A 17,607-nucleotide genomic window follows, 5' to 3' on the forward strand; every position below is an offset into this window, starting at 1 on the left:
GCGCAACGAAATTCCGGTCAATTCGGCCGTTTCACTCGCGGTTAAATCCAACGAAAAACATCGAATTAAATGCCGAAATTTGGCCTCAGAAATTCTTGAACGCTTGTAATACTTGTTATTCATTGTATAGCAATATGTTACAAACTTTTATAACATGCTATACTTCATAAGACCCCTATTAAATATTGTGAAGCACCCCATTGCAGATTTTAGATATTTTTTCCAAATCATCCTCCGGAATTCCCCGAGTATAACCTTGAGAAACTTTGCTGAATTCGGGATCCATTTCATCCAGCAGCTTGATCCCCTTATTCAATATTTAGCCAATGGAAAGCCCGCGGTCTTTTTCTGATTTGGTTCGATAGATCAAATCCAGTTTTTAAAGGCGATCCAGAAGGCGGGAGACATCCGGCCAATAATTTCATTGCATGCATGCCTCTGGAATGTAATCCGCTGTCCGTGTAAGTATCTCCACCGCTTTGTCGGTATCATTAATTAGCCCGCCTGATGCTGCGTTGTAAAACAGCGATGGTCCATGCATTTTCATAAGATGCGTATTCCATGAGAAATCAATTGGCTTCCAACTATGTGTTTTCTACACGCAATTTAATACGCATATTATATGTTGCCAACACACAAATATGATGAAGATCATAGAAAATATCGATTGCCTGCTGACAGAAATAATCTCGGTAAAAACTGATAAAAGAGGAGTCTTACCGCTGACAAATTAGCCAGCAGCCCTCCGGGCATTTACTTTTTGACATTGCCAAAGCAACCAGCAGACAAGAAGCATGAAAAGGCATGGAACAACATTCCAGAAACCCTCTCTAAGAATACAGGACGGGCATAAAGGCTCCCCCACTGGTTGTTTACAGTTGGGCCGAAAATAAAAAATCCCTGCAAAACCAAGGTTTCACAGGGATGAAAGTGGGCGATGCAGGATTCGAACCTGCGACTTCTTCCTTGTAAGGGAAGCACTCTAAACCGCTGAGTTAATCGCCCGTTTTTAGAGAGCACAAATATACGGATATTTTGGAATCTCACAAAAAAACATTTCTGCTCTTCCATAATTTTTTTACTCCATCTTTTAACTTAACGATGTTAACCTTACCTTGATTTATGCGTATTTATCAACCATCTTAGCAGTTCAAAAGACTCTTCACTTGCAAGGTGAAATTATGGCAAATAACTCGATCACCCCCTATCCCTTTGAAGCAGTTATTGTTGACGGTGGGCGCATCCCCTTCCAGCGTTCAGGCACTGGTTATAAAAAATTAATGGCCTATGATCTGGGACGCATGGCCATCGAAGGCCTAATAGGGCGTTCGGCGCTCCACGAATCGGACATAGACCAAATTATCATGGGCTGTGTCATCCAGGATGTAAATACCAGCAATATTGCCAGGGAATCGGCTCTGGGAGCCGGTTTGCCCAACTCCATCCCGGCTCATACGGTCACCCAGGCGTGCATCTCTTCTAACCAGGCTATTTCATCGGCGGTCAATCTCATCCGGACGGGTCAGGCCAAAGTCGTACTGGCCGGCGGTACGGAAACCATGTCAGACATCCCCATTCGCTTCCGTCGCAAATTTCGACGAAAACTGCTGGATGCTCAAAAGTATAAATCACTGTCCGACTGGCTTTCCTTTTTCAAGGGACTCAGACCCTCTGACCTTCTGCCCGAGGTCCCTGCCATATCTGAATTCTCGACGGGTGAAACCATGGGCGAGAGCTGCGACCGAATGGCCGCCCATTTTGGCATCAGTCGGAAAGCGCAGGATAAATATTCACTGCGATCTCACCAGCTGGCAGCCAAGGCTACCCGGGAGGGGCTCCTGGCCCCCGAGCTTCTGCCCGCAGCCGTCCCTCCCGATTTTGATACCTTCGTGCAAGACAACGGCTTTCGGGAAGATACCTCCATGGAAAAGCTTGCAGAACTACCCCCGGCATTCATTAAGCCGCACGGAACCATTACGGCCGGCAATTCCTCTTTTCTGACCGATGGAGCTTCTGCTTCGCTTATTGTGGAAGAAACAAAGGCGCATGAGCTTGGTCTTGTTCCCAAGGCCTACCTCCGCGAGTATACTTTTGTGGCCCAGGATCCCGAAGATGAGCTGCTGCTGGGCCCCGCTTATGCTACCCCGCAAGTGTTGGATCGCATGGGACTTTCGCTGTCCGATATTGATGTTTTTGAATTCCACGAAGCGTTTGCCGGACAGATACTGACCGTTTTGAAGGCCCTGGATTCTGATGCCTTCGCCCGGAAAAAGCTCGACCGCAGCCGGAAGGTAGGTGAAATACCAATGGATAAATTTAACTGCTGGGGAGGCTCTCTCTCCCTGGGCCATCCCTTCGGGGCCACCGGAGCCCGGCTTGTTACCACCGCTGCGAACCGCTTGCACCACGAGGATGGACAGATTGCATTGGTTGCGGCTTGTGCGGCTGGTGGACAGGGACACGCCATGATTATAGAACGATATGACGGTTAGACCTTCTAATAACATAATTATCAGGGCATAATGCTATGAGTTATCTATCGACAGAAGAACAGGATCACATCCTTGTTGTTACACTGGACCAGCCGGATGAGAAAGTCAACAAACTGGACGAACAGCTCATTTCAGAATTCCAGGAGTTATTGCCCCGGGCCGCCCAACAGGATATTGAAGGGATAGTATTGACCAGCGGCAAGGAAAACAACTTTATTGCCGGGGCAGACGTGGAGATGCTGAAAAATAAAAAGGCTCCTAAAGAGGTGGAGGATCTAAGTCGCCGCGGAAATGACCTGCTGCTCGAACTCGAGCATTTCGACAAGCCGGTGGTAGCGGCGATTCATGGTTCCTGCATGGGAGGAGGCCTCGAAGTAGCCATGGCCTGTCACTACCGGGTGGCTTCAGATCATGACAAAACGACTATGGGGCAGCCTGAAGTACAACTGGGCCTGCTGCCGGGCGGTGGCGGCACGCAGCGGCTGCCGCGCCTGATCGGTATTCAAAATGCCCTTACCTACCTGCTGACCGGTAAGAATATATATCCGGGTCAGGCCTACAAGATGGGACTGGTTGACGAACTGACTCACAAAGATGCTATTCTGAAAGCCGCAAAAAAGGCTGTCCGTACCCTCAGGAAGGAAAGATTTAAACGCAAGGACAAACGATCCCTGCTTCACCAGCTTATGGAGGGATTGAGTCCCCTGCGTAAGATTATCTATTCTCAGGCCCGAAAACGTACCCGAAGCAAAACCAGGGGCAACTATCCCGCTCCTCCCAAAATCATAGACTGTGTTGAGGAAGGCTATGAAAACGGCATGCGGGGAGGATTGGAACTGGAATCCAGACTTTTTGGCGAACTGGCGGCAACGCCGGAATCCAAAGCGATGGTCAACCTCTTCTTTGCCATGCAGGCAGCCAAAAAAAATCCCAATTCGGAACAGGTTTCAGACATTCACAAGATAGGGGTGCTGGGGGCTGGTCTCATGGGTTCAGGCATTGCCGATGTAAGCGCAACCAAAGGCGAATACCGTATCCTGTTGAAAGATCAGGAAATACAACAGGCCGCGGAGGGGAAAAAGCATATTTGGAAGGGGCTGGAAAAAAAACGAAAAAAGGGAATTATTTCCTCTTTTGAACGCGACCGTCTTTCGAGCCTCATTACCTCCACCGCCGATTACAAGGGATTTGAAAAAGCTGACCTCGTTATCGAGGCCGTATTTGAGGATCTGGATCTGAAGCGGTCGATTTTGCAGGAAGTGGAAGAAGTACTGCCGGAACACGGTATCTTTGCCTCCAACACCTCCTCTCTTCCTATTCGGAAGATTGCCGAAGCAGCAAAACGTCCCGGACAGGTAATCGGCATGCATTACTTCTCACCGGTACCTAAGATGCCCTTGCTGGAGATTATCACCACTGATCAAACAGCCGACTGGGTTACAGCCACCGCCCGGGAAGTGGGAATCCGGCAAGGCAAGCATGTCATTGTGGTAAATGATGGACCCGGTTTTTACACGACCCGCATTCTGGCACCCTATATGAATGAAGCACTTATGCTGCTCGAAGAGGGAATTGCAATCAAGGAGCTTGACAATCATATGAAACAGTTTGGCTTCCCTGTAGGACCACTGGCGCTGTTTGACGAGGTAGGCATTGACGTTTCAGCCCATATTACGGAAGTTTTGGGCGAACTCTTTGCCCAGCGGGGGTTCAATCCCAGTAAAAAGCCAACCACTCTCCTTGAAGAGGGCTACAAGGGCAAGAAAAATAAAATGGGATTTTATCATTACGAAGAAGAGGATAACCAGACTAAGAAGAAGGATCCCAACAACGAAATCTACCGCTTTTTTGGAGGCCCCAAACGCACGTCCATGGATGCCCAGACGGTACAGCAGCGTATGACCCTCATGATGATTAATGAAGCGGCCTGGTGCCTGCAGGACGACATTCTCCGCAACCCTGCCGACGGAGACCTGGGAGCCGTGCTCGGCCTGGGATTCCCCCCCTTTCTGGGCGGCCCTTTCCGGTACATAGACCGTGTGGGCGCCGACCTGATTGTGGAACGGCTGGAGAACTATCAGCAAGGACTGGGGCCAAGGTTCAAACCGGCCGACATACTCAAGTCTTATGCTTCGGCCAGGAAAAAATTTCATCCCGACCAGGCATGATTGACCTTATGCTTTTCGTCGTGCATACTCATGGTTAATTTAGCAGGCTGCTCCGAAGATAAACCTCCAACAAACGCCCCCAGCCAGGCTATTGGTCTGGCCCCGTGGTTCATTCGTTCCGCAATACAGAGGCCTCATATCTAATCCCTACCCGGCCGTTCCTTCCTAAAAATTGGAGCAAGTCCGCAAAAATGGTATCTTTAGAAGCTTAACCAATTGACATCAAATTAACTGATACTTGCATGTTTAATACAGCAGCCTTTTTCCTAATGGGATCGCCGGACCAGGCCGGATGGATGAACCTTATTTTCCTGGGGGCTATTTTTCTCATTTTCTATTTTTTCATTATTCGTCCCCAGAGTCAGCGCCAGAAAGAGATAAAAAAAATGGTTGATAACCTCCAGAAAGGAGATAAAATTGTAACGTCCGGCGGAATGATTGCTCAGGTTAAAACTGTTGATGAGGACACTGTTCTGGCCGAAATCGACAGTGGCGTCAAGGCTCGCTTTAGGAAGAGCGCTATAACGGACGTCAACCCCAATCAGAATGATTAACAGATTTTCCAACTATGTCCGGTGAAATTACGTTCGATAGCATTGAATCTGCTATCGAGGATATCAAGCAAGGTCGCATTGTCATTGTCGCGGATGACGAAGACCGTGAAAACGAAGGCGATTTTGTTATGGCTGCCGAGAAGGTTACGCCCGAAGCCATCAATATCATGGCCAAATACGGACGCGGGCTTATCTGCGTGCCTATCACCCGCGAAAAAGCCTATGCCCTCAACCTCGACTACATGGTATCGGAGGGAGCCGACCCCGAAGAAGCGGCTTTTACCGTTTCGGTGGATCACAAAGAATTGACAACGACCGGAATTTCAGCAGCCGACCGGGCCAATACCATCAATGAACTGATGAAAGAAGACGCCCGTCCCGGCGACTTCCGGCGGCCCGGACATATTTTCCCGCTTATCGGGGTCAATGGCGGTGTGCTGCGGCGTGCAGGACATACAGAAGCCGCTATTGATCTTGCCCGCATGGCCGGTCTGAAACCAGCGGGAATCATCTGCGAGATCATGAAAGACAATGGGGCAATGGCCCGCATTCCAGATCTCGTAAAGCTTGCTGAAGAATTTGACATGAAGGTGATTACGATTAAGGATCTGATTGCCTATCGCATGGAAAACGAATCGCTGGTCCGCAAGGTTGTTGAAGTCAATCTGCCCACCATTTATGGTGACTTCACCCTGCATGCCTTCGAAGAACGGCTTACCGGTGATCATCACCTGGCCCTTGTCAAAGGCGAGTGGGCAGAAGACGACCCCGTCATGGTCCGCGTGCACAGTTCCTGTATGACCGGTGATATTTTTGGTTCCAAACGATGTGACTGCGGAGAACAACTGCACCAGGCCCTCCTGAAAGTGGAGAAGGAAGGCCGGGGCGTCGTGCTTTATATGAACCAGGAAGGACGCGGCATCGGGCTGGTCAATAAGCTGAAAGCGTATAAGCTGCAGGAAGAGGGGATGGACACCGTGGAAGCAAATGAAGCATTGGGCTTTGAGCCCGATCACCGCGATTACGGCGTCGGAGCCCAGATACTTCGTCTGCTCAACATTACCAAGATGCGCCTGATGACAAACAACCCGGTAAAACGGGTGGGCCTGAAAAGCTTTGGGCTGGAAATGATAGAGCGGGTTCCCATCGAAGTGGGGGCCTACCCTGAAAATGTGCGCTACCTCAAAACCAAACGTGACAAGATGGGCCATGACCTGAAGCTCGACGAACTGGATCCTCACAGTCCCGATTTTATTGACAGTATTGTAACGGAAGAATAGAAAGTACATCGGTTTCCATTCTTCTTTTCCTCCCTTCGGTACCATCTCTTGCCCGATCCCGGCCTGCCTCCTTTGCCCCTCCACTTCCTTCCTCTGGCAATAACACCTGCTGATATCCTGCCTGGAAACTATGCAGCCCTGGCCCAGCTCGGAAATTCACAGGTCACTTTAGGCGACCGGGTGGCGGTTGGCATTACCCCCGCAAGCCTTGGCAACAAGAACCTGCAGTGGGAAAAAACGACCCAGTACAACATCGGTTTGGATATTGACCTGTTCAATGAACGGCTCAGCCTGACTGGCGACGCCTATTATAAAAAAACAAGCGACCTGCTGCTCATCCGCCGTGTTCCCCGCTATACCGGTTACTCGCAGTATCTTGATAATATTGGCAGCACCGAAAACCGGGGACTGGAACTGTCGCTCACTACTCAGAACATTGCGACTTCTTCCCTTTCATGGTCAACGGGCCTTCAATTTACCGTAAATCGCAACAAGGTATTGAACCTGTCCGACGGAGAACCCCTGCTGGTTGGGACCCCCATCTCCTATGCCAGCGGTCAAAGTTTTCGAATCATTCAGGAAGGTAGATCCCTGGGAGCCTTTTATGGGTATGAATATGGGGGGGGATATACAACAATGAGCAGGAAATCAACCATTCGGCTACAGCGTCCTCTTCAGCCCGGCCCGGCGACCCCTACCTTGCAGATATCGGCGGCCCCGAAGGCATGCCCGACGGACAGATCGATGCCAATGATCAGACCATTATTGGCAATGCCTTTCCCGATTTTATATTCGGTTTGACCAGCGACTTCTACTTCAAAGGTTTTGATCTGAGCTTTTTTCCAGGGCTCCTATGGTCATGATATTTTAAATATGAATACCCTTCGACTGGAGAGCCTGCGCGGCTACACCAATCAAACAACTGATGTGCTGGACCGGTGGACCCCAGACAATCCGCAGACTGATGTTCCGCGGGCCAGCCGACAGCGAAACAGTGCCTCACAAACAGCCATGCGGGCCATTTCGAGTCGTCTTATCGAGGATGGGTCCTATCTTCGGCTCAAGATTATTACCCTTGGATACACCCTGCCCGTAAGCTGGGTGCAGCGCTTTGGAAACCGATCGCTGCGGTTGTATATCAGCGGGCAAAACCTCTTTACGCTGACCAGCTACAGTGGCTATGACCCTGAAGTGAGCAGCTATAATAACCTGGGAAATATGGGCGCTGATTACGGTACCTATCCCAAAGCCAGAACCTACCTTATGGGTGTTAAGCTTGGATTTTAGAAGATCAAATGGAAATTTCTTCCCCTAAAAATTATTGCAATGAAAGCTATCAGAACACTTGTACTGTTATTCATGTTCATCTTGACGGGCTGTATGGACCAATTCCTGAACAACAGGCCGGAAGACACTCTCGCGCCGGAGAATCTCTATGAAAACGAAGAGGATGCCGTTGCCGCCATATACAGCGTCTACGAGCGTCTGGGCACCAATGATCTCTACAACATGAACGGGGTCATGTATATCCTGGCAAATGCATCAGACCAGGCACGCCCGTTCGGAGCCAATGCTGAACGGCTAGCTATTGACGAATACTCCCTGACAGAGCTCAATTCCATTACCTCAGCCTGGTGGCGGGCCTCATTCCAGATTGTGAATCGGGCCAATGCGGTAACCGATAATGTGCCCGATATTGATATGAATGATAATCTGAGAGACCGTATCGTAGGTGAGGCTCAGTTACTGCGGGCGCTTGCCTATTTTAATCTCGTGCGCATGTATGGCAAAGTACCCGTTATCACCCGTGAAACCGAAAGTTTTAAAGATGTGAACAAAGCCCGGGCCCCCGTCGACAGCGTCTATGCCCAAATTATCCGGGACCTTAAAAAAGCCGAACAGGTTTTGCCTGTCTCCTATGGCGCCGACAACCAGGGCCGGGCAACCGCTGGCGCTGCCAAGATCCTGCTCGCAAAAGTATACCTGACCCGCGAGCAATGGCAACAGGCCGCCGACAAAGCCAGGGAGGTTATGGATTCGGGTACCTATGCCCTGTTCGAAGATTATGCCCACGTATTTATGCCGCAATATGAAAACGGGAAAGAACACATATTTTCCATTCAGTTTCATGCGGGAGATCAGAATGCCGGGAAACAGGGACAATTCTGGACCTATACTGCACCTAATGCACGTAAAACCGGGGGGGCGATCGGTGGCCGGGGGCGGCTCCAGCTTCGGGGCCATTTTTCCCGAAAGGAAATACTATGAAGAATACCCGGAAGATTATCGCAAAGAGGTCAATTTCTTTACCGAATGGACCTTCCCGGAGGACAGTACGACGGTGAGCTTTGAACCACACTTTTTTAAATATCACGACCCGGGTCAGACCAATGCGAAAAGATCCAGCGTTAATTTTCCCTTGTTCCGTTATGCGGAAGTTTTGCTTATCTACGCCGAAGCAGCAAACGAAGCCAACAGCGGGCCCACACCAGAGGCCTATGCAGCTGTCAACAAGGTGCGGGAACGGGCGCGCCACGATCACCCCCTGGTATTCTTCCTGATTTGACGGAGCTGGGACAATCCGCATTTCGGGAAGCCGTCTGGCGCGAGCGTCACTGGGAGCTGGCCGGGGAGGGAAAACGCTGGTTCGACTTGAAACGGACCGGGCGCCTGCTGGATGAAATACGAAAAGACGGTAAGAATATCCAGGAAAAAAATCGCTTGTTTCCCATCCCGCAAATTGAGCTTGAACTCAACAGCGAATGGCAGCAAAACCCAGACTACTAAACATATACTAAACATAAGGCAACCCAAACCTGCGGCGGACCTTGTCATCTCAGCTGTCATCTGAATCTACATGTCGACTGCCGCTGAAGAAATGCAATTCCTGGCGAGGGGGAGTGGCTGTGCCGGGGAATATGCGCCTAGCCAGTCTCCAGTGAAGGCCTGTGGGGTAGCCCGCTACTGTGGCTGTTCACGGTCTGAACCTGAGACTTCCTGCTCAGAAGACCGACTTGCCGTTGTCGGCTGGGAAGACAAGCTTTCGGGCTGTAGTCCTTCCTCGGCTGCAGATTGCGGTTCCACCGGCATAACCTTCTTGTGAAATAGCAGCATGGAAATAATAGCTACGCTAATAGCAATATCGGCTACATTGAAGATGTAGGGGAACACAGGGTAGCCGCTGATCTCTAGATTAAAATGGATAAAGTCTACTACATGTCCTTCCAGAACCCCGCCATACTGCTCAATTTGTGCCATCAGCAGCCGATCAATGATATTTCCAATGGCTCCGCCCAAAATGAGTCCCATGCATAAAAGGTACCCCAGGTTGGCATTATTCCGGTTATATACAACGTAGCCTAAAATACCCAGTGTTGCTATTATCGCTATCATGCTGATAACCTCTGTAGAGGCCCAGCGCATCCCCAGGGCCATACCCGGATTTTGGGTATAGTGAAATGCCAACCAGCCGGGAATTACCTCCCAGTTATGCCATTCGGGAGAAAGGCGAATCCAGTGTTTGGTCAACTGGTCTATAATAACAACAACGACAATGGGAACCGAAAGAGTCGCAATTCTTTTACTATCCAAACAAAAAAGGATTAAACGTTATTCTTCGAATTAACGACGCTTTAGCTTGGCCTCGATACTCAGCTGGGTATGCGGCACAGCCTCAAGACGCCCTTTAGCAATTTTCTTGCCAGTTACCTTGCATATTCCATAGGTCTTGTTGTCAATCCGCTCAAGGGCGCCATCCAGGTACCGAAGAAACTTCTTGGTACGATTGAACAACATGTAGGTCTTCTCACGCTCCTGCGCATCCGTTCCGGCATCGGCCATATGAAATGAATAAGCTGATTCATCATTGGCATTCTCCATGCTGTCGCGCAGAGAACTTTGAAGCGATTCAAGCTCATTCTGTGCCTCTTCGCGCTTACGTTCGATAATCTCCCTGAAATATTCTAATTCCTCATCGGTGTAAGGACTTACACGGTCCTCATTTTCAATTTGTTCCTTCTCTTCAGCTGCCATAGTAGCCACTCTTTTACTTAGTTAGGGTTTCTTCTGATGGAAATTGTTGATTCCTCATCTCCAATTTCCCAGGTTTTCACAAAATCTGATACCTCAAGTTTATGTAATACAATATCCTCTGCGAGTGTTTCACTTTTGATATATTCTTTCATCGATCCTACGGCCTCCTCGAGCTGACCAGACCCTTCAAATCCAATGGTTATGCGATCCACGACTTCAAAATCAGCCTCTTTACGCATATTTTGAATACGATTAACAAACTCCCGGGCCAGCCCTTCCTGAACCAGTTCTGGGCTCAACTCGGTATCCAGAGCCACACTCAATCCCTTTTCGGTTTCCACCGACCAGCCTTCGAGGCCCGTACGGTTGATCTCCAGGGCATCTTCACCCAGCTGTACGATGCCATTCTCACCGAGATCCAGCTCAATGGAGCCCGTTTCTTCAAATGCACTTATCTCCTCGGTGGTAAGCTCACTTACCTTGGCAGCCACCGGTTTCATTTTAGCCCCGAGCTTACTGCCGAGTTTGGGATAATTGGGCTTGGCCGTCTTGTGAACGATACCGGAATCATCATCTACAAACTCTATTTCCTTTACATTCACCTCATCGAGAATGATGCTCTTTACCGATTCTACAGCATGACGCTCATCTTCATTCTCAATGGGCAAAATAATGCGCTCCAGTGGCTGTCGGACATTGATCTCTATCTTGTTCCGGAGGCTGAGCACCATTGAGGATATTTGCTGGGCCAGTTCCATACGGTGTTCCAACTGTTTGTCAATAGCGGTCTCTTCGACCGTCGGATAGAAGGAGATGTGAACCGACTCCTCGTCTTGTCCGGTGACCTTGTTGAGCCGCTGGTACAGCCATTCACCCAAGAAAGGTGCTATGGGACTGATCAGTTTGGCCAGATCCAGCAAACACTCGTACAGGGTCTGATAGGCTGCCGCCTTGTCCAGGCTTTTACCCTCTTTCCAAAAACGGCGACGATTCCGGCGCACATACCAGTTGCTGAGTTCTTCCACAAAATTTTCGATAGCACGGGCCGCTTTTGTCGGCTCATAGGCATCCAGATACTCATCAACCAGTTTAACCGTGGTGTTAAGACGCGAGATAACCCACCGATCCATCTCCACGCGGTCACCCACCGGTATCGGCGTCCCCGAATAGGTAAACTCATCGATGTTTGCATACATCGCAAAAAACGAATAGGTATTGACAATAGTATTAAAAAACTTCCGCTGGGTTTCCCGGAGCCCGTCTTCACTGAACTTGAGATTCTCCCAGGGCGATGAATTACTCATCATATACCAGCGCACCGTGTCGGCACCATATTTCTGAATTACCTCGAACGGCTCTACTGCGTTGCCCTTGGACTTGCTCATTTTATTGCCATTCTCATCAAGCACCAGTCCATTGGCCACGACATTCTTATAGGCCGGCTGGTCGAACAGCATTGTCCCCAGGGCGTGCAGCGTATAGAACCACCCTCTGGTCTGATCAACACCTTCAGCAATAAAATCAGCTGGAAAATTGTCTTTGAACTTTTCCTTGTTTTCGAAGGGGTAGTGCCACTGTGCAAACGGCATGGATCCGGAATCGAACCAGACATCCAACAGGTCGGGGATACGCCGCATGGTTCCGCCGTCCGGCCCCTCCCAGGTAATTTCATCAATATAGGGACGGTGCAGATCAAGTTCCTCATCATCGGACAGGCCGGCCTTTTTCCTGAGTTCTTCGATACTGCCGATCACCTCTATATGATCAGGATTTTCGTCACTGATCCAAATCGGGATGGGAGATCCCCAGTAGCGCTGCCGGGATACGGCCCAGTCTACATTATTTTCCAGCCATGTTCCAAACCGCCCGCTACCCGTACTTTCGGGTTTCCAGTTAATAGTCTTGTTTGAGCTGACCATCTTATCCTTCACATCGGTGGTTTTGACAAACCAAGATTCCACCGGGTACGACATCAACGGGGTGCCCTTGCGCCAGTCAAAGGGATAGTTGTGCAGATAGGTCTCGTGCTTGTACATCAAATGTTTGTCCTTTATCGCACGGGCTATGCCCTTATCGGCGTCCTTGAACCACTCTCCCTCAAAATCCGGGACCACATCCGTAAACTTTCCATCCTCATCGATGGGATTGAACATCGGGATATTATTCTTCTGACCGGTTTCATAGTCATCCGCGCCAAAAGCAGGGGCTGTATGCACAACGCCCGTACCCTCCTCGGTTGTGACATAATCAGCCGGAATCACTCGCCAGGCATCTTCCTTGTCGTATTCCTGCAGCGCGTAATCAAAGACCGGATCATAGGTCCATCCGACCAGTTCATCGCCCTTGAACTCTTCTACAATTTCATACTCATGATCAATAACGTCATCGATGCAGTCTTTTGCGAGGATATAATACTCGGTACGATCTCCTTCAGAAAGCTTGATCTTGGCATAGTCCAAGGCGGGATTCACTGCCAGGGCCATATTTGAGATAATGGTCCAGGGAGTCGTCGTCCAGGCCACAAAGTATACGTCATCGGCCATCTGCACTTTGAATTTCACAAAAATGGAAGGATCCTGCGTCTCCTCATAGCCCAAACTCACTTCATGCGAAGAAAGTACGGTGCCACTGCCCGGAGAATACCATTGAATCTTATATCCCTTGTAAACCAACCCCTTCTCATAGAGTGTTTTAAAGGCCCACCAGACCGATTCAATATAGTCATTGTCAAAGGTAATATAGGGATCGTCAAGGTCCACCCAGTACGCCATACGCCGGGTCAGCTTATCCCACAGATCCTTATACTTCAGGACGCTCTTTCGACACCTTGCATTATATTCAGCTACCCCATAGTCTTCTACCTGTGCACGTCCTTCGAGCCCCAGCTCTTTCTCCACTTCAATCTCCACCGGAAGTCCGTGGGTGTCCCATCCTCCTTTTCGTTCCACGCGATAACCTTTCAGGGTCTTGTAGCGGCAGAACATGTCTTTAACCGTCCGCGCCATAACATGATGGATACCCGGTTTCCCGTTGGCTGTGGGCGGTCCCTCATAAAACGTAAAGGGAATCCCCTCCTCACGGCTAGAAAGACTTTTCTCAAAAATATCATGCTCTTTCCACCACTTGAGGGTCTCAACCTCCAGCTTTGAAAAGTTAAGTTTTTTGACTTCGTCAAACTTTTTACTCATAAAAAACCGTTATGCCTACTCAGTTAGCTTTTTGAAAGCAGTAAATATACCACTTTTTACTCACTTTCCCGCAGCTAAACATTCAAAAATAACCTGTTTATCCATATAAATGAGCCTCAAAGATACAAGTCTTAGCCCATCAAATCACATTTTGCAACTGATTTTTCTCGTGCAGCGAACCAGTAAAAGCATTGATCGGAAAAGTTGCAAATTCGAATTTGATAAAATAGGGTTGGACCTTTAAAATAAATCCTCTTTCTTTTATTCAACACTAATAATCCTCTAACTGTTTGAACGACCAACACGCATGGATCTGCCTGTCGAACGCCCCATAACCAAAGAAAATCACTACAAAGTATGTTTTGTTTGCCTGGGAAACATCTGCCGGAGTCCCACCGCGGAGGGCATTTTTCAACATCAGGTGGAGAAACGGGGGCTTTCTCCCTTCTTTGAGATTGATTCCTCCGGGACTTCCGCCTTCCATGAAGGGGAATCTGCCAACAGCAAGAGCCAGCGGACAGCTCGGAAGCACGGCATCACCCTTCATTCCAAAGCCCGACGCTTCAAGCCATTCGACTTGGATTATTTTGATCTCATTCTGGCCATGGACAACGAAAATCTTTCCAATCTGAAGCAGATGGCTTCGGAAAAACATCTGGAAAAAATCGCCCGCATGCGTGACTTTGACCCTCAGCCGGGAGACGGTCAGGTCCCCGACCCTTATTACGGGGGAATTGACGGCTTCGAAAATGTCTTCCAGATCGTAAAACGCAGCTGCACGCAGCTTCTTGATAAGCTGGAACCCCATATTCAGTCAGAGCCATGATACCAGACGCCCTGCTGCAATATCTACGGCAAAAGCTGGGCATCAAGATCCAGCAGACGCGTCCCCTTTCGGGTGGCAGCATCAACCAGGCCGCCCGGGTCACTCTTTCTGACGATGCGACGACCTATTTTTTAAAATGGAATCACAGTGCCGATCCTGAAATGTTTCTCAAAGAGGAGAAGGGGCTGAACCTACTGGCCTCCGCCGAAACGCCCCTTCGTATTCCCCGCGTCTTCGAGACGGGGGCCACTGAAGAAGGGACCGGATTCCTGATCCAGGAGTTTGTCCGTGAGGGGGCTTCGCAACCCCATTCAGCAGAACATTTTGGCAAGGCCCTGGCAACCTTGCACCAACATCGGGACCAACAGTTTGGCCTTGATCACGACAACTATATCGGTCGTTTGCCACAGTCAAATTGCCGCCACGAAGAATGGCTTGATTTCTTTATAGCAGAACGAATAGAACCACAGCTCCGCATGGCGACCGATGCCTCCAGGATTGGCTCTGAGACGGTCTCTCATTTCGAGTCCATGTTCTCCCAGCTGCCGGCTATCTTTCCCATTGAACCTCCCAGCCTGCTGCACGGGGATCTCTGGGGCGGAAATTATTTCTATGACCAAGGGGGAGAGGCAACCATTTTTGATCCGGCTGTCTATTATGGTCACCGCGAGATGGAACTGGCATTCACTCACCTGTTTGGAGGCTTCCCGAGCGCCTTCTACAGGGGCTATGAGGCTCAATACCCCCTGGAGGCGGGCTTCTCAGAACGAATACCCATCTATAACCTCTATCCCCTGCTGGTACACACCAATTTATTCGGGGGGAGCTATGCCCGCCAGGTAGAAGCAATGGTCCAAAAGTTTTAGCTTTCTCTTGTTAATCAGGCAGCGAAAAGGCGACATAGGCATCGCCGGATTCCACTCCAAGCTTGCCGCCCCCGCAGGCAATAACCACATACTGCTTTCCATTCACTTCATATACAGCCGGTGTGGCAAAACCGGCATACGGCAGCTCTTCCTCCCATAAAAGAGCTCCGGTTGCCTTGTTAAACGCCCTTATTTTCTTGTCCAGGGTGGCCGCAATAAACAAAACCCCCCCCTTCGTCGCGACCGGTCCCCCATAATTTTCGGTCCCCGTGGCCGGAATCCCCTTCTCACGAAGAGAAGGATACTCACCGAGCGGCATTTGCCAGGCAATCTCCCCCGTATTCAAATCAACGGCATTCAGTCTGCCCCAGGGGGGGCTTATGGCCGGGTACCCGGCCTCGGTTCGAAATTTTTGATAGCCGTTCAAGATATAGCGTGCCGTCTCTGAATTGCCGGTCACTTCCTTCTTGTCCGACACGCTGCTGATATCAACGGCATAATGCTCCCTGTTTATCAGAAAATTAACGATTGCTTTTTTTCGAGCCTCAGGAAGCTGGCTGAAAGAGGGCATCATCCCCCTGCCGCTGTTAATAAGTGCCAGTATCTCCTCGGGCGACCGGCGGTCCTCCACCCCGATAAGAGAGGGACTTCGTCCACTGCCCTTTAAATTGGTACCGTGACAGGCCACACAGGCAGACATATATTCATCACGACCCACTGCCTGCGATAGGGGCAACGGGTTTGCCGTATCTTCCTCCGGGCGGGTATCAATAATCTGAAGAATCCAGGGCACCTCGTTGGTGTTCACATACAACAGCCCCGACTGGGGATCAAAGGCACTGCCGCCCCATTCAGCCCCGCCATCGAAGCCCGGGAACTGAAGCGTGCCCTGCAATGAGGGCGGCTCGTAAAAATGGTCACTTCTAAGGCCCGTCAGTTTCTCCCGGAGGATCTCCTGCTCTTCCTCGGAAACATAGGGATTTATGTCGTCGGTACTCATCTGCTGTCGCATGAGAGGTTCCGGCTTGGAGGGTACGGGCTGGGTCGGCCAAACCTCCTCGCCCTCCAGGGTTGAACTGTCGGGAACGGGGATTTCGTTAATATCAAAGAGCGGCTCTCCCGTTTCCCGGTCAAATAAAAAAACAAAGCCCGTTTTGGTGGGCTGGGCAACCGCATCAACCCTTTCTCCTTCGTGCTCCACGGTAACCAGTGTGGGAGGAGACGGCAGGTCACGGTCCCACAGGTCGTGGTGAACCGTCTGGTAATGCCAGATACGCTCTCCCGTCGAGGCATCCAGGGCCAGCAGCGAATTGGCAAACAGGTTGGCGCCTTTTCGATCCCCTCCGTAGAAGTCGGGAGCGGCTGATCCGGTCGGTATATAAATGACACCCCGATCTTCATCGAGAGCCATCCCGGCCCAGCTGTTGGCCCCGCCTATTTTTTTCCAGGCCTCCGGATCATCCCAGGTGTCGTAGCCGTATTCACCCGGGCGCGGGATGGTGTGAAAAGTCCATTCCAGGGCACCGGTTTTCACATTATAGGCCTTGATATCGCCCGGAGCGCTGTCTGTACCTTCCGAAACAAGTGAGCCGATGATGATCAGATTCCCATATATCGTTCCAGGAGAAGTAGCAACCACATAATAATCCCTGAATTGTTCACTCAGCCCCTCTTTGAGGCTCGCCCGCCCCTGTTCTCCGAATTCCTCTATAAGCTCACCGGTGCGGGCATCGAGGGCGTAAAGATAAGAACCTGCCGTAAACAGTATCCGGGCCTCTCCCCCACCTTCCCAGTACGACAGCCCTCGATTCCGATGGGAAGAACGGCTGCTGTCGGCTCCTGTGAAAGGGTCAAACCTCCATTTTTCCTCGCCCGACGCCGCGTCCAGTGCAAAAACATTCAATTTGGGTGACACCCCAAAGAGCATCCCGTCAATAACGAGGGGATTGGTCTGTATCTGAGTTGAGGCGTCCTTCTCAATATCTCCGGTGCGGTATGTCCACGCCACTTCCAGATCGTCCACATTAGACGTATCGATCTGTGTCAGTTCCGAATAGCGCTGCTGAGCTTTATCCCCCCCTCGTACGCTCCAATCCGTATTCCCAGAATGGTCTGTACCGCATCCCCACCCCATTGCCATACAACATGCTACAAGAAAATATCTCATAATCCCTCACCTGTTCCAATATCCTGTGTTAGTG

Annotated in this window: 15 protein-coding genes, 1 tRNA gene and 1 pseudogene; 11 read left to right on the plus strand and 6 right to left on the minus strand. The window is 50.2% G+C overall.

Features of this window, described 5'->3' with window-relative positions; all coding sequences use genetic code 11:
* Together FN808_RS00005 and FN808_RS00010 are read right to left on the minus strand one after the other, a co-directional pair.
* Positions 1 to 123: pseudogene (locus tag FN808_RS00005) on the minus strand (IS1595 family transposase); the annotation flags it as partial.
* A gap of 808 nt (positions 124 to 931) precedes the next feature.
* A tRNA-Val gene (locus FN808_RS00010) sits at positions 932 to 1,005 on the minus strand.
* A 176-nt stretch (positions 1,006 to 1,181) separates the two neighbouring features.
* On the opposite strand from FN808_RS00010, the gene FN808_RS00015 reads away from it, so the two are divergent.
* The 9 genes from FN808_RS00015 (at position 1,182) to FN808_RS19305 (ending at position 9,281) form a co-directional block, all read left to right on the plus strand.
* Complete coding sequence (locus tag FN808_RS00015; RefSeq protein WP_142712495.1) at positions 1,182 to 2,492, plus strand: acetyl-CoA C-acyltransferase; 1,311 nt, start codon at positions 1,182 to 1,184, stop codon at positions 2,490 to 2,492.
* 35 nt (positions 2,493 to 2,527) lie between these two features.
* Complete coding sequence (fadJ, locus tag FN808_RS00020) at positions 2,528 to 4,660, plus strand: fatty acid oxidation complex subunit alpha FadJ (RefSeq protein WP_142712496.1); 2,133 nt, start codon at positions 2,528 to 2,530, stop codon at positions 4,658 to 4,660.
* A 242-nt stretch (positions 4,661 to 4,902) separates the two neighbouring features.
* Positions 4,903 to 5,214, plus strand: a complete 312-nt coding sequence (yajC, locus tag FN808_RS00025) for a preprotein translocase subunit YajC (RefSeq protein WP_142712497.1) — start codon at positions 4,903 to 4,905, stop codon at positions 5,212 to 5,214.
* A 14-nt stretch (positions 5,215 to 5,228) separates the two neighbouring features.
* Positions 5,229 to 6,494, plus strand: a complete 1,266-nt coding sequence (locus FN808_RS00030; protein WP_142712498.1) for a bifunctional 3,4-dihydroxy-2-butanone-4-phosphate synthase/GTP cyclohydrolase II — start codon at positions 5,229 to 5,231, stop codon at positions 6,492 to 6,494.
* Positions 6,495 to 6,542: 48 nt separating this feature from the next.
* Positions 6,543 to 7,295: a TonB-dependent receptor domain-containing protein gene (locus tag FN808_RS00035; RefSeq protein WP_142712499.1), complete on the plus strand. Its 753-nt coding sequence runs from the start codon at positions 6,543 to 6,545 to the stop codon at positions 7,293 to 7,295.
* A gap of 72 nt (positions 7,296 to 7,367) precedes the next feature.
* Positions 7,368 to 7,781 carry a hypothetical protein gene (locus FN808_RS00040; RefSeq protein ID WP_142712500.1) on the plus strand — a complete coding sequence of 138 codons (414 nt, stop codon included), beginning with the start codon at positions 7,368 to 7,370 and terminating at the stop codon, positions 7,779 to 7,781.
* Between the two features lie 39 nt (positions 7,782 to 7,820).
* A complete protein-coding gene (locus FN808_RS00045; protein WP_142712501.1) occupies positions 7,821 to 8,762 on the plus strand; it encodes a RagB/SusD family nutrient uptake outer membrane protein in 942 nt (313 codons plus the stop codon).
* The gene (locus FN808_RS19300; RefSeq protein WP_185958164.1) at positions 8,680 to 9,060 is read left to right on the plus strand and encodes a RagB/SusD family nutrient uptake outer membrane protein; all 381 of its coding nucleotides are present in this window, start codon (positions 8,680 to 8,682) and stop codon (positions 9,058 to 9,060) included. Before FN808_RS00045 ends, FN808_RS19300 begins: the two co-directional genes overlap by 83 nt.
* A complete protein-coding gene (locus tag FN808_RS19305; protein WP_185958165.1) occupies positions 9,057 to 9,281 on the plus strand; it encodes a RagB/SusD family nutrient uptake outer membrane protein in 225 nt (74 codons plus the stop codon). The genes FN808_RS19300 and FN808_RS19305 overlap by 4 nt, the downstream gene beginning before the upstream one ends.
* Positions 9,282 to 9,455: 174 nt before the next feature.
* On the opposite strand, the gene FN808_RS00060 is transcribed toward FN808_RS19305, so the two are convergent.
* From FN808_RS00060 to ileS, 3 genes are read right to left on the minus strand one after another with little or no spacing between them, the layout of a single operon-like run.
* Positions 9,456 to 10,085 carry a signal peptidase II gene (locus FN808_RS00060; RefSeq protein ID WP_142712504.1) on the minus strand — a complete coding sequence of 210 codons (630 nt, stop codon included), beginning with the start codon at positions 10,083 to 10,085 and terminating at the stop codon, positions 9,456 to 9,458.
* 30 nt (positions 10,086 to 10,115) lie between these two features.
* The gene (locus FN808_RS00065) at positions 10,116 to 10,526 is read right to left on the minus strand and encodes a TraR/DksA family transcriptional regulator (protein WP_142712505.1); all 411 of its coding nucleotides are present in this window, start codon (positions 10,524 to 10,526) and stop codon (positions 10,116 to 10,118) included.
* A gap of 17 nt (positions 10,527 to 10,543) precedes the next feature.
* A complete protein-coding gene (gene ileS, locus FN808_RS00070) occupies positions 10,544 to 13,714 on the minus strand; it encodes an isoleucine--tRNA ligase (protein ID WP_142712506.1) in 3,171 nt (1,056 codons plus the stop codon).
* A gap of 307 nt (positions 13,715 to 14,021) precedes the next feature.
* Here ileS and FN808_RS00075 point away from each other — a divergent pair, with 307 nt between their 5' ends.
* Positions 14,022 to 14,540 carry a low molecular weight protein-tyrosine-phosphatase gene (locus FN808_RS00075; RefSeq protein WP_185958166.1) on the plus strand — a complete coding sequence of 173 codons (519 nt, stop codon included), beginning with the start codon at positions 14,022 to 14,024 and terminating at the stop codon, positions 14,538 to 14,540.
* Positions 14,537 to 15,406, plus strand: a complete 870-nt coding sequence (locus tag FN808_RS00080; RefSeq protein WP_142712507.1) for a fructosamine kinase family protein — start codon at positions 14,537 to 14,539, stop codon at positions 15,404 to 15,406. Before FN808_RS00075 ends, FN808_RS00080 begins: the two co-directional genes overlap by 4 nt.
* Positions 15,407 to 15,416: 10 nt before the next feature.
* Here the strand turns inward: FN808_RS00080 and FN808_RS00085 are convergent, their stop codons facing one another.
* A complete protein-coding gene (locus FN808_RS00085) occupies positions 15,417 to 17,573 on the minus strand; it encodes an outer membrane protein assembly factor BamB family protein (protein ID WP_142712508.1) in 2,157 nt (718 codons plus the stop codon).
* Positions 17,574 to 17,607 lie beyond the last annotated feature (34 nt).

It is taken from the genome of Fodinibius sediminis (assembly GCF_900182555.1).
Taxonomy (GTDB): domain Bacteria; phylum Bacteroidota; class Rhodothermia; order Balneolales; family Balneolaceae; genus Fodinibius; species Fodinibius sediminis.

Bases quoted from the DNA above. Each gene is read 5' to 3' on its own strand.
- FN808_RS00015 (WP_142712495.1), top strand. From the start codon at position 1,182: ATGGCAAATAACTCGATCACCCCCTATCCCTTTGAAGCAGTTATTGTT.
- FN808_RS00030 (WP_142712498.1), top strand. From the start codon at position 5,229: ATGTCCGGTGAAATTACGTTCGATAGCATTGAATCTGCTATCGAGGAT.
- yajC (WP_142712497.1), top strand. From the start codon at position 4,903: ATGTTTAATACAGCAGCCTTTTTCCTAATGGGATCGCCGGACCAGGCC.
- FN808_RS00080 (WP_142712507.1), top strand. From the start codon at position 14,537: ATGATACCAGACGCCCTGCTGCAATATCTACGGCAAAAGCTGGGCATC.
- FN808_RS00065 (WP_142712505.1), bottom strand. From the start codon at position 10,526: ATGGCAGCTGAAGAGAAGGAACAAATTGAAAATGAGGACCGTGTAAGT.
- fadJ (WP_142712496.1), top strand. From the start codon at position 2,528: ATGAGTTATCTATCGACAGAAGAACAGGATCACATCCTTGTTGTTACA.
- FN808_RS00045 (WP_142712501.1), top strand. From the start codon at position 7,821: ATGAAAGCTATCAGAACACTTGTACTGTTATTCATGTTCATCTTGACG.
- FN808_RS00075 (WP_185958166.1), top strand. From the start codon at position 14,022: ATGGATCTGCCTGTCGAACGCCCCATAACCAAAGAAAATCACTACAAA.
- ileS (WP_142712506.1), bottom strand. From the start codon at position 13,714: ATGAGTAAAAAGTTTGACGAAGTCAAAAAACTTAACTTTTCAAAGCTG.
- FN808_RS00085 (WP_142712508.1), bottom strand. From the start codon at position 17,573: ATGAGATATTTTCTTGTAGCATGTTGTATGGCAATGGGGTGGGGATGC.
- FN808_RS19300 (WP_185958164.1), top strand. From the start codon at position 8,680: ATGCACGTAAAACCGGGGGGGCGATCGGTGGCCGGGGGCGGCTCCAGC.
- FN808_RS00040 (WP_142712500.1), top strand. From the start codon at position 7,368: ATGAATACCCTTCGACTGGAGAGCCTGCGCGGCTACACCAATCAAACA.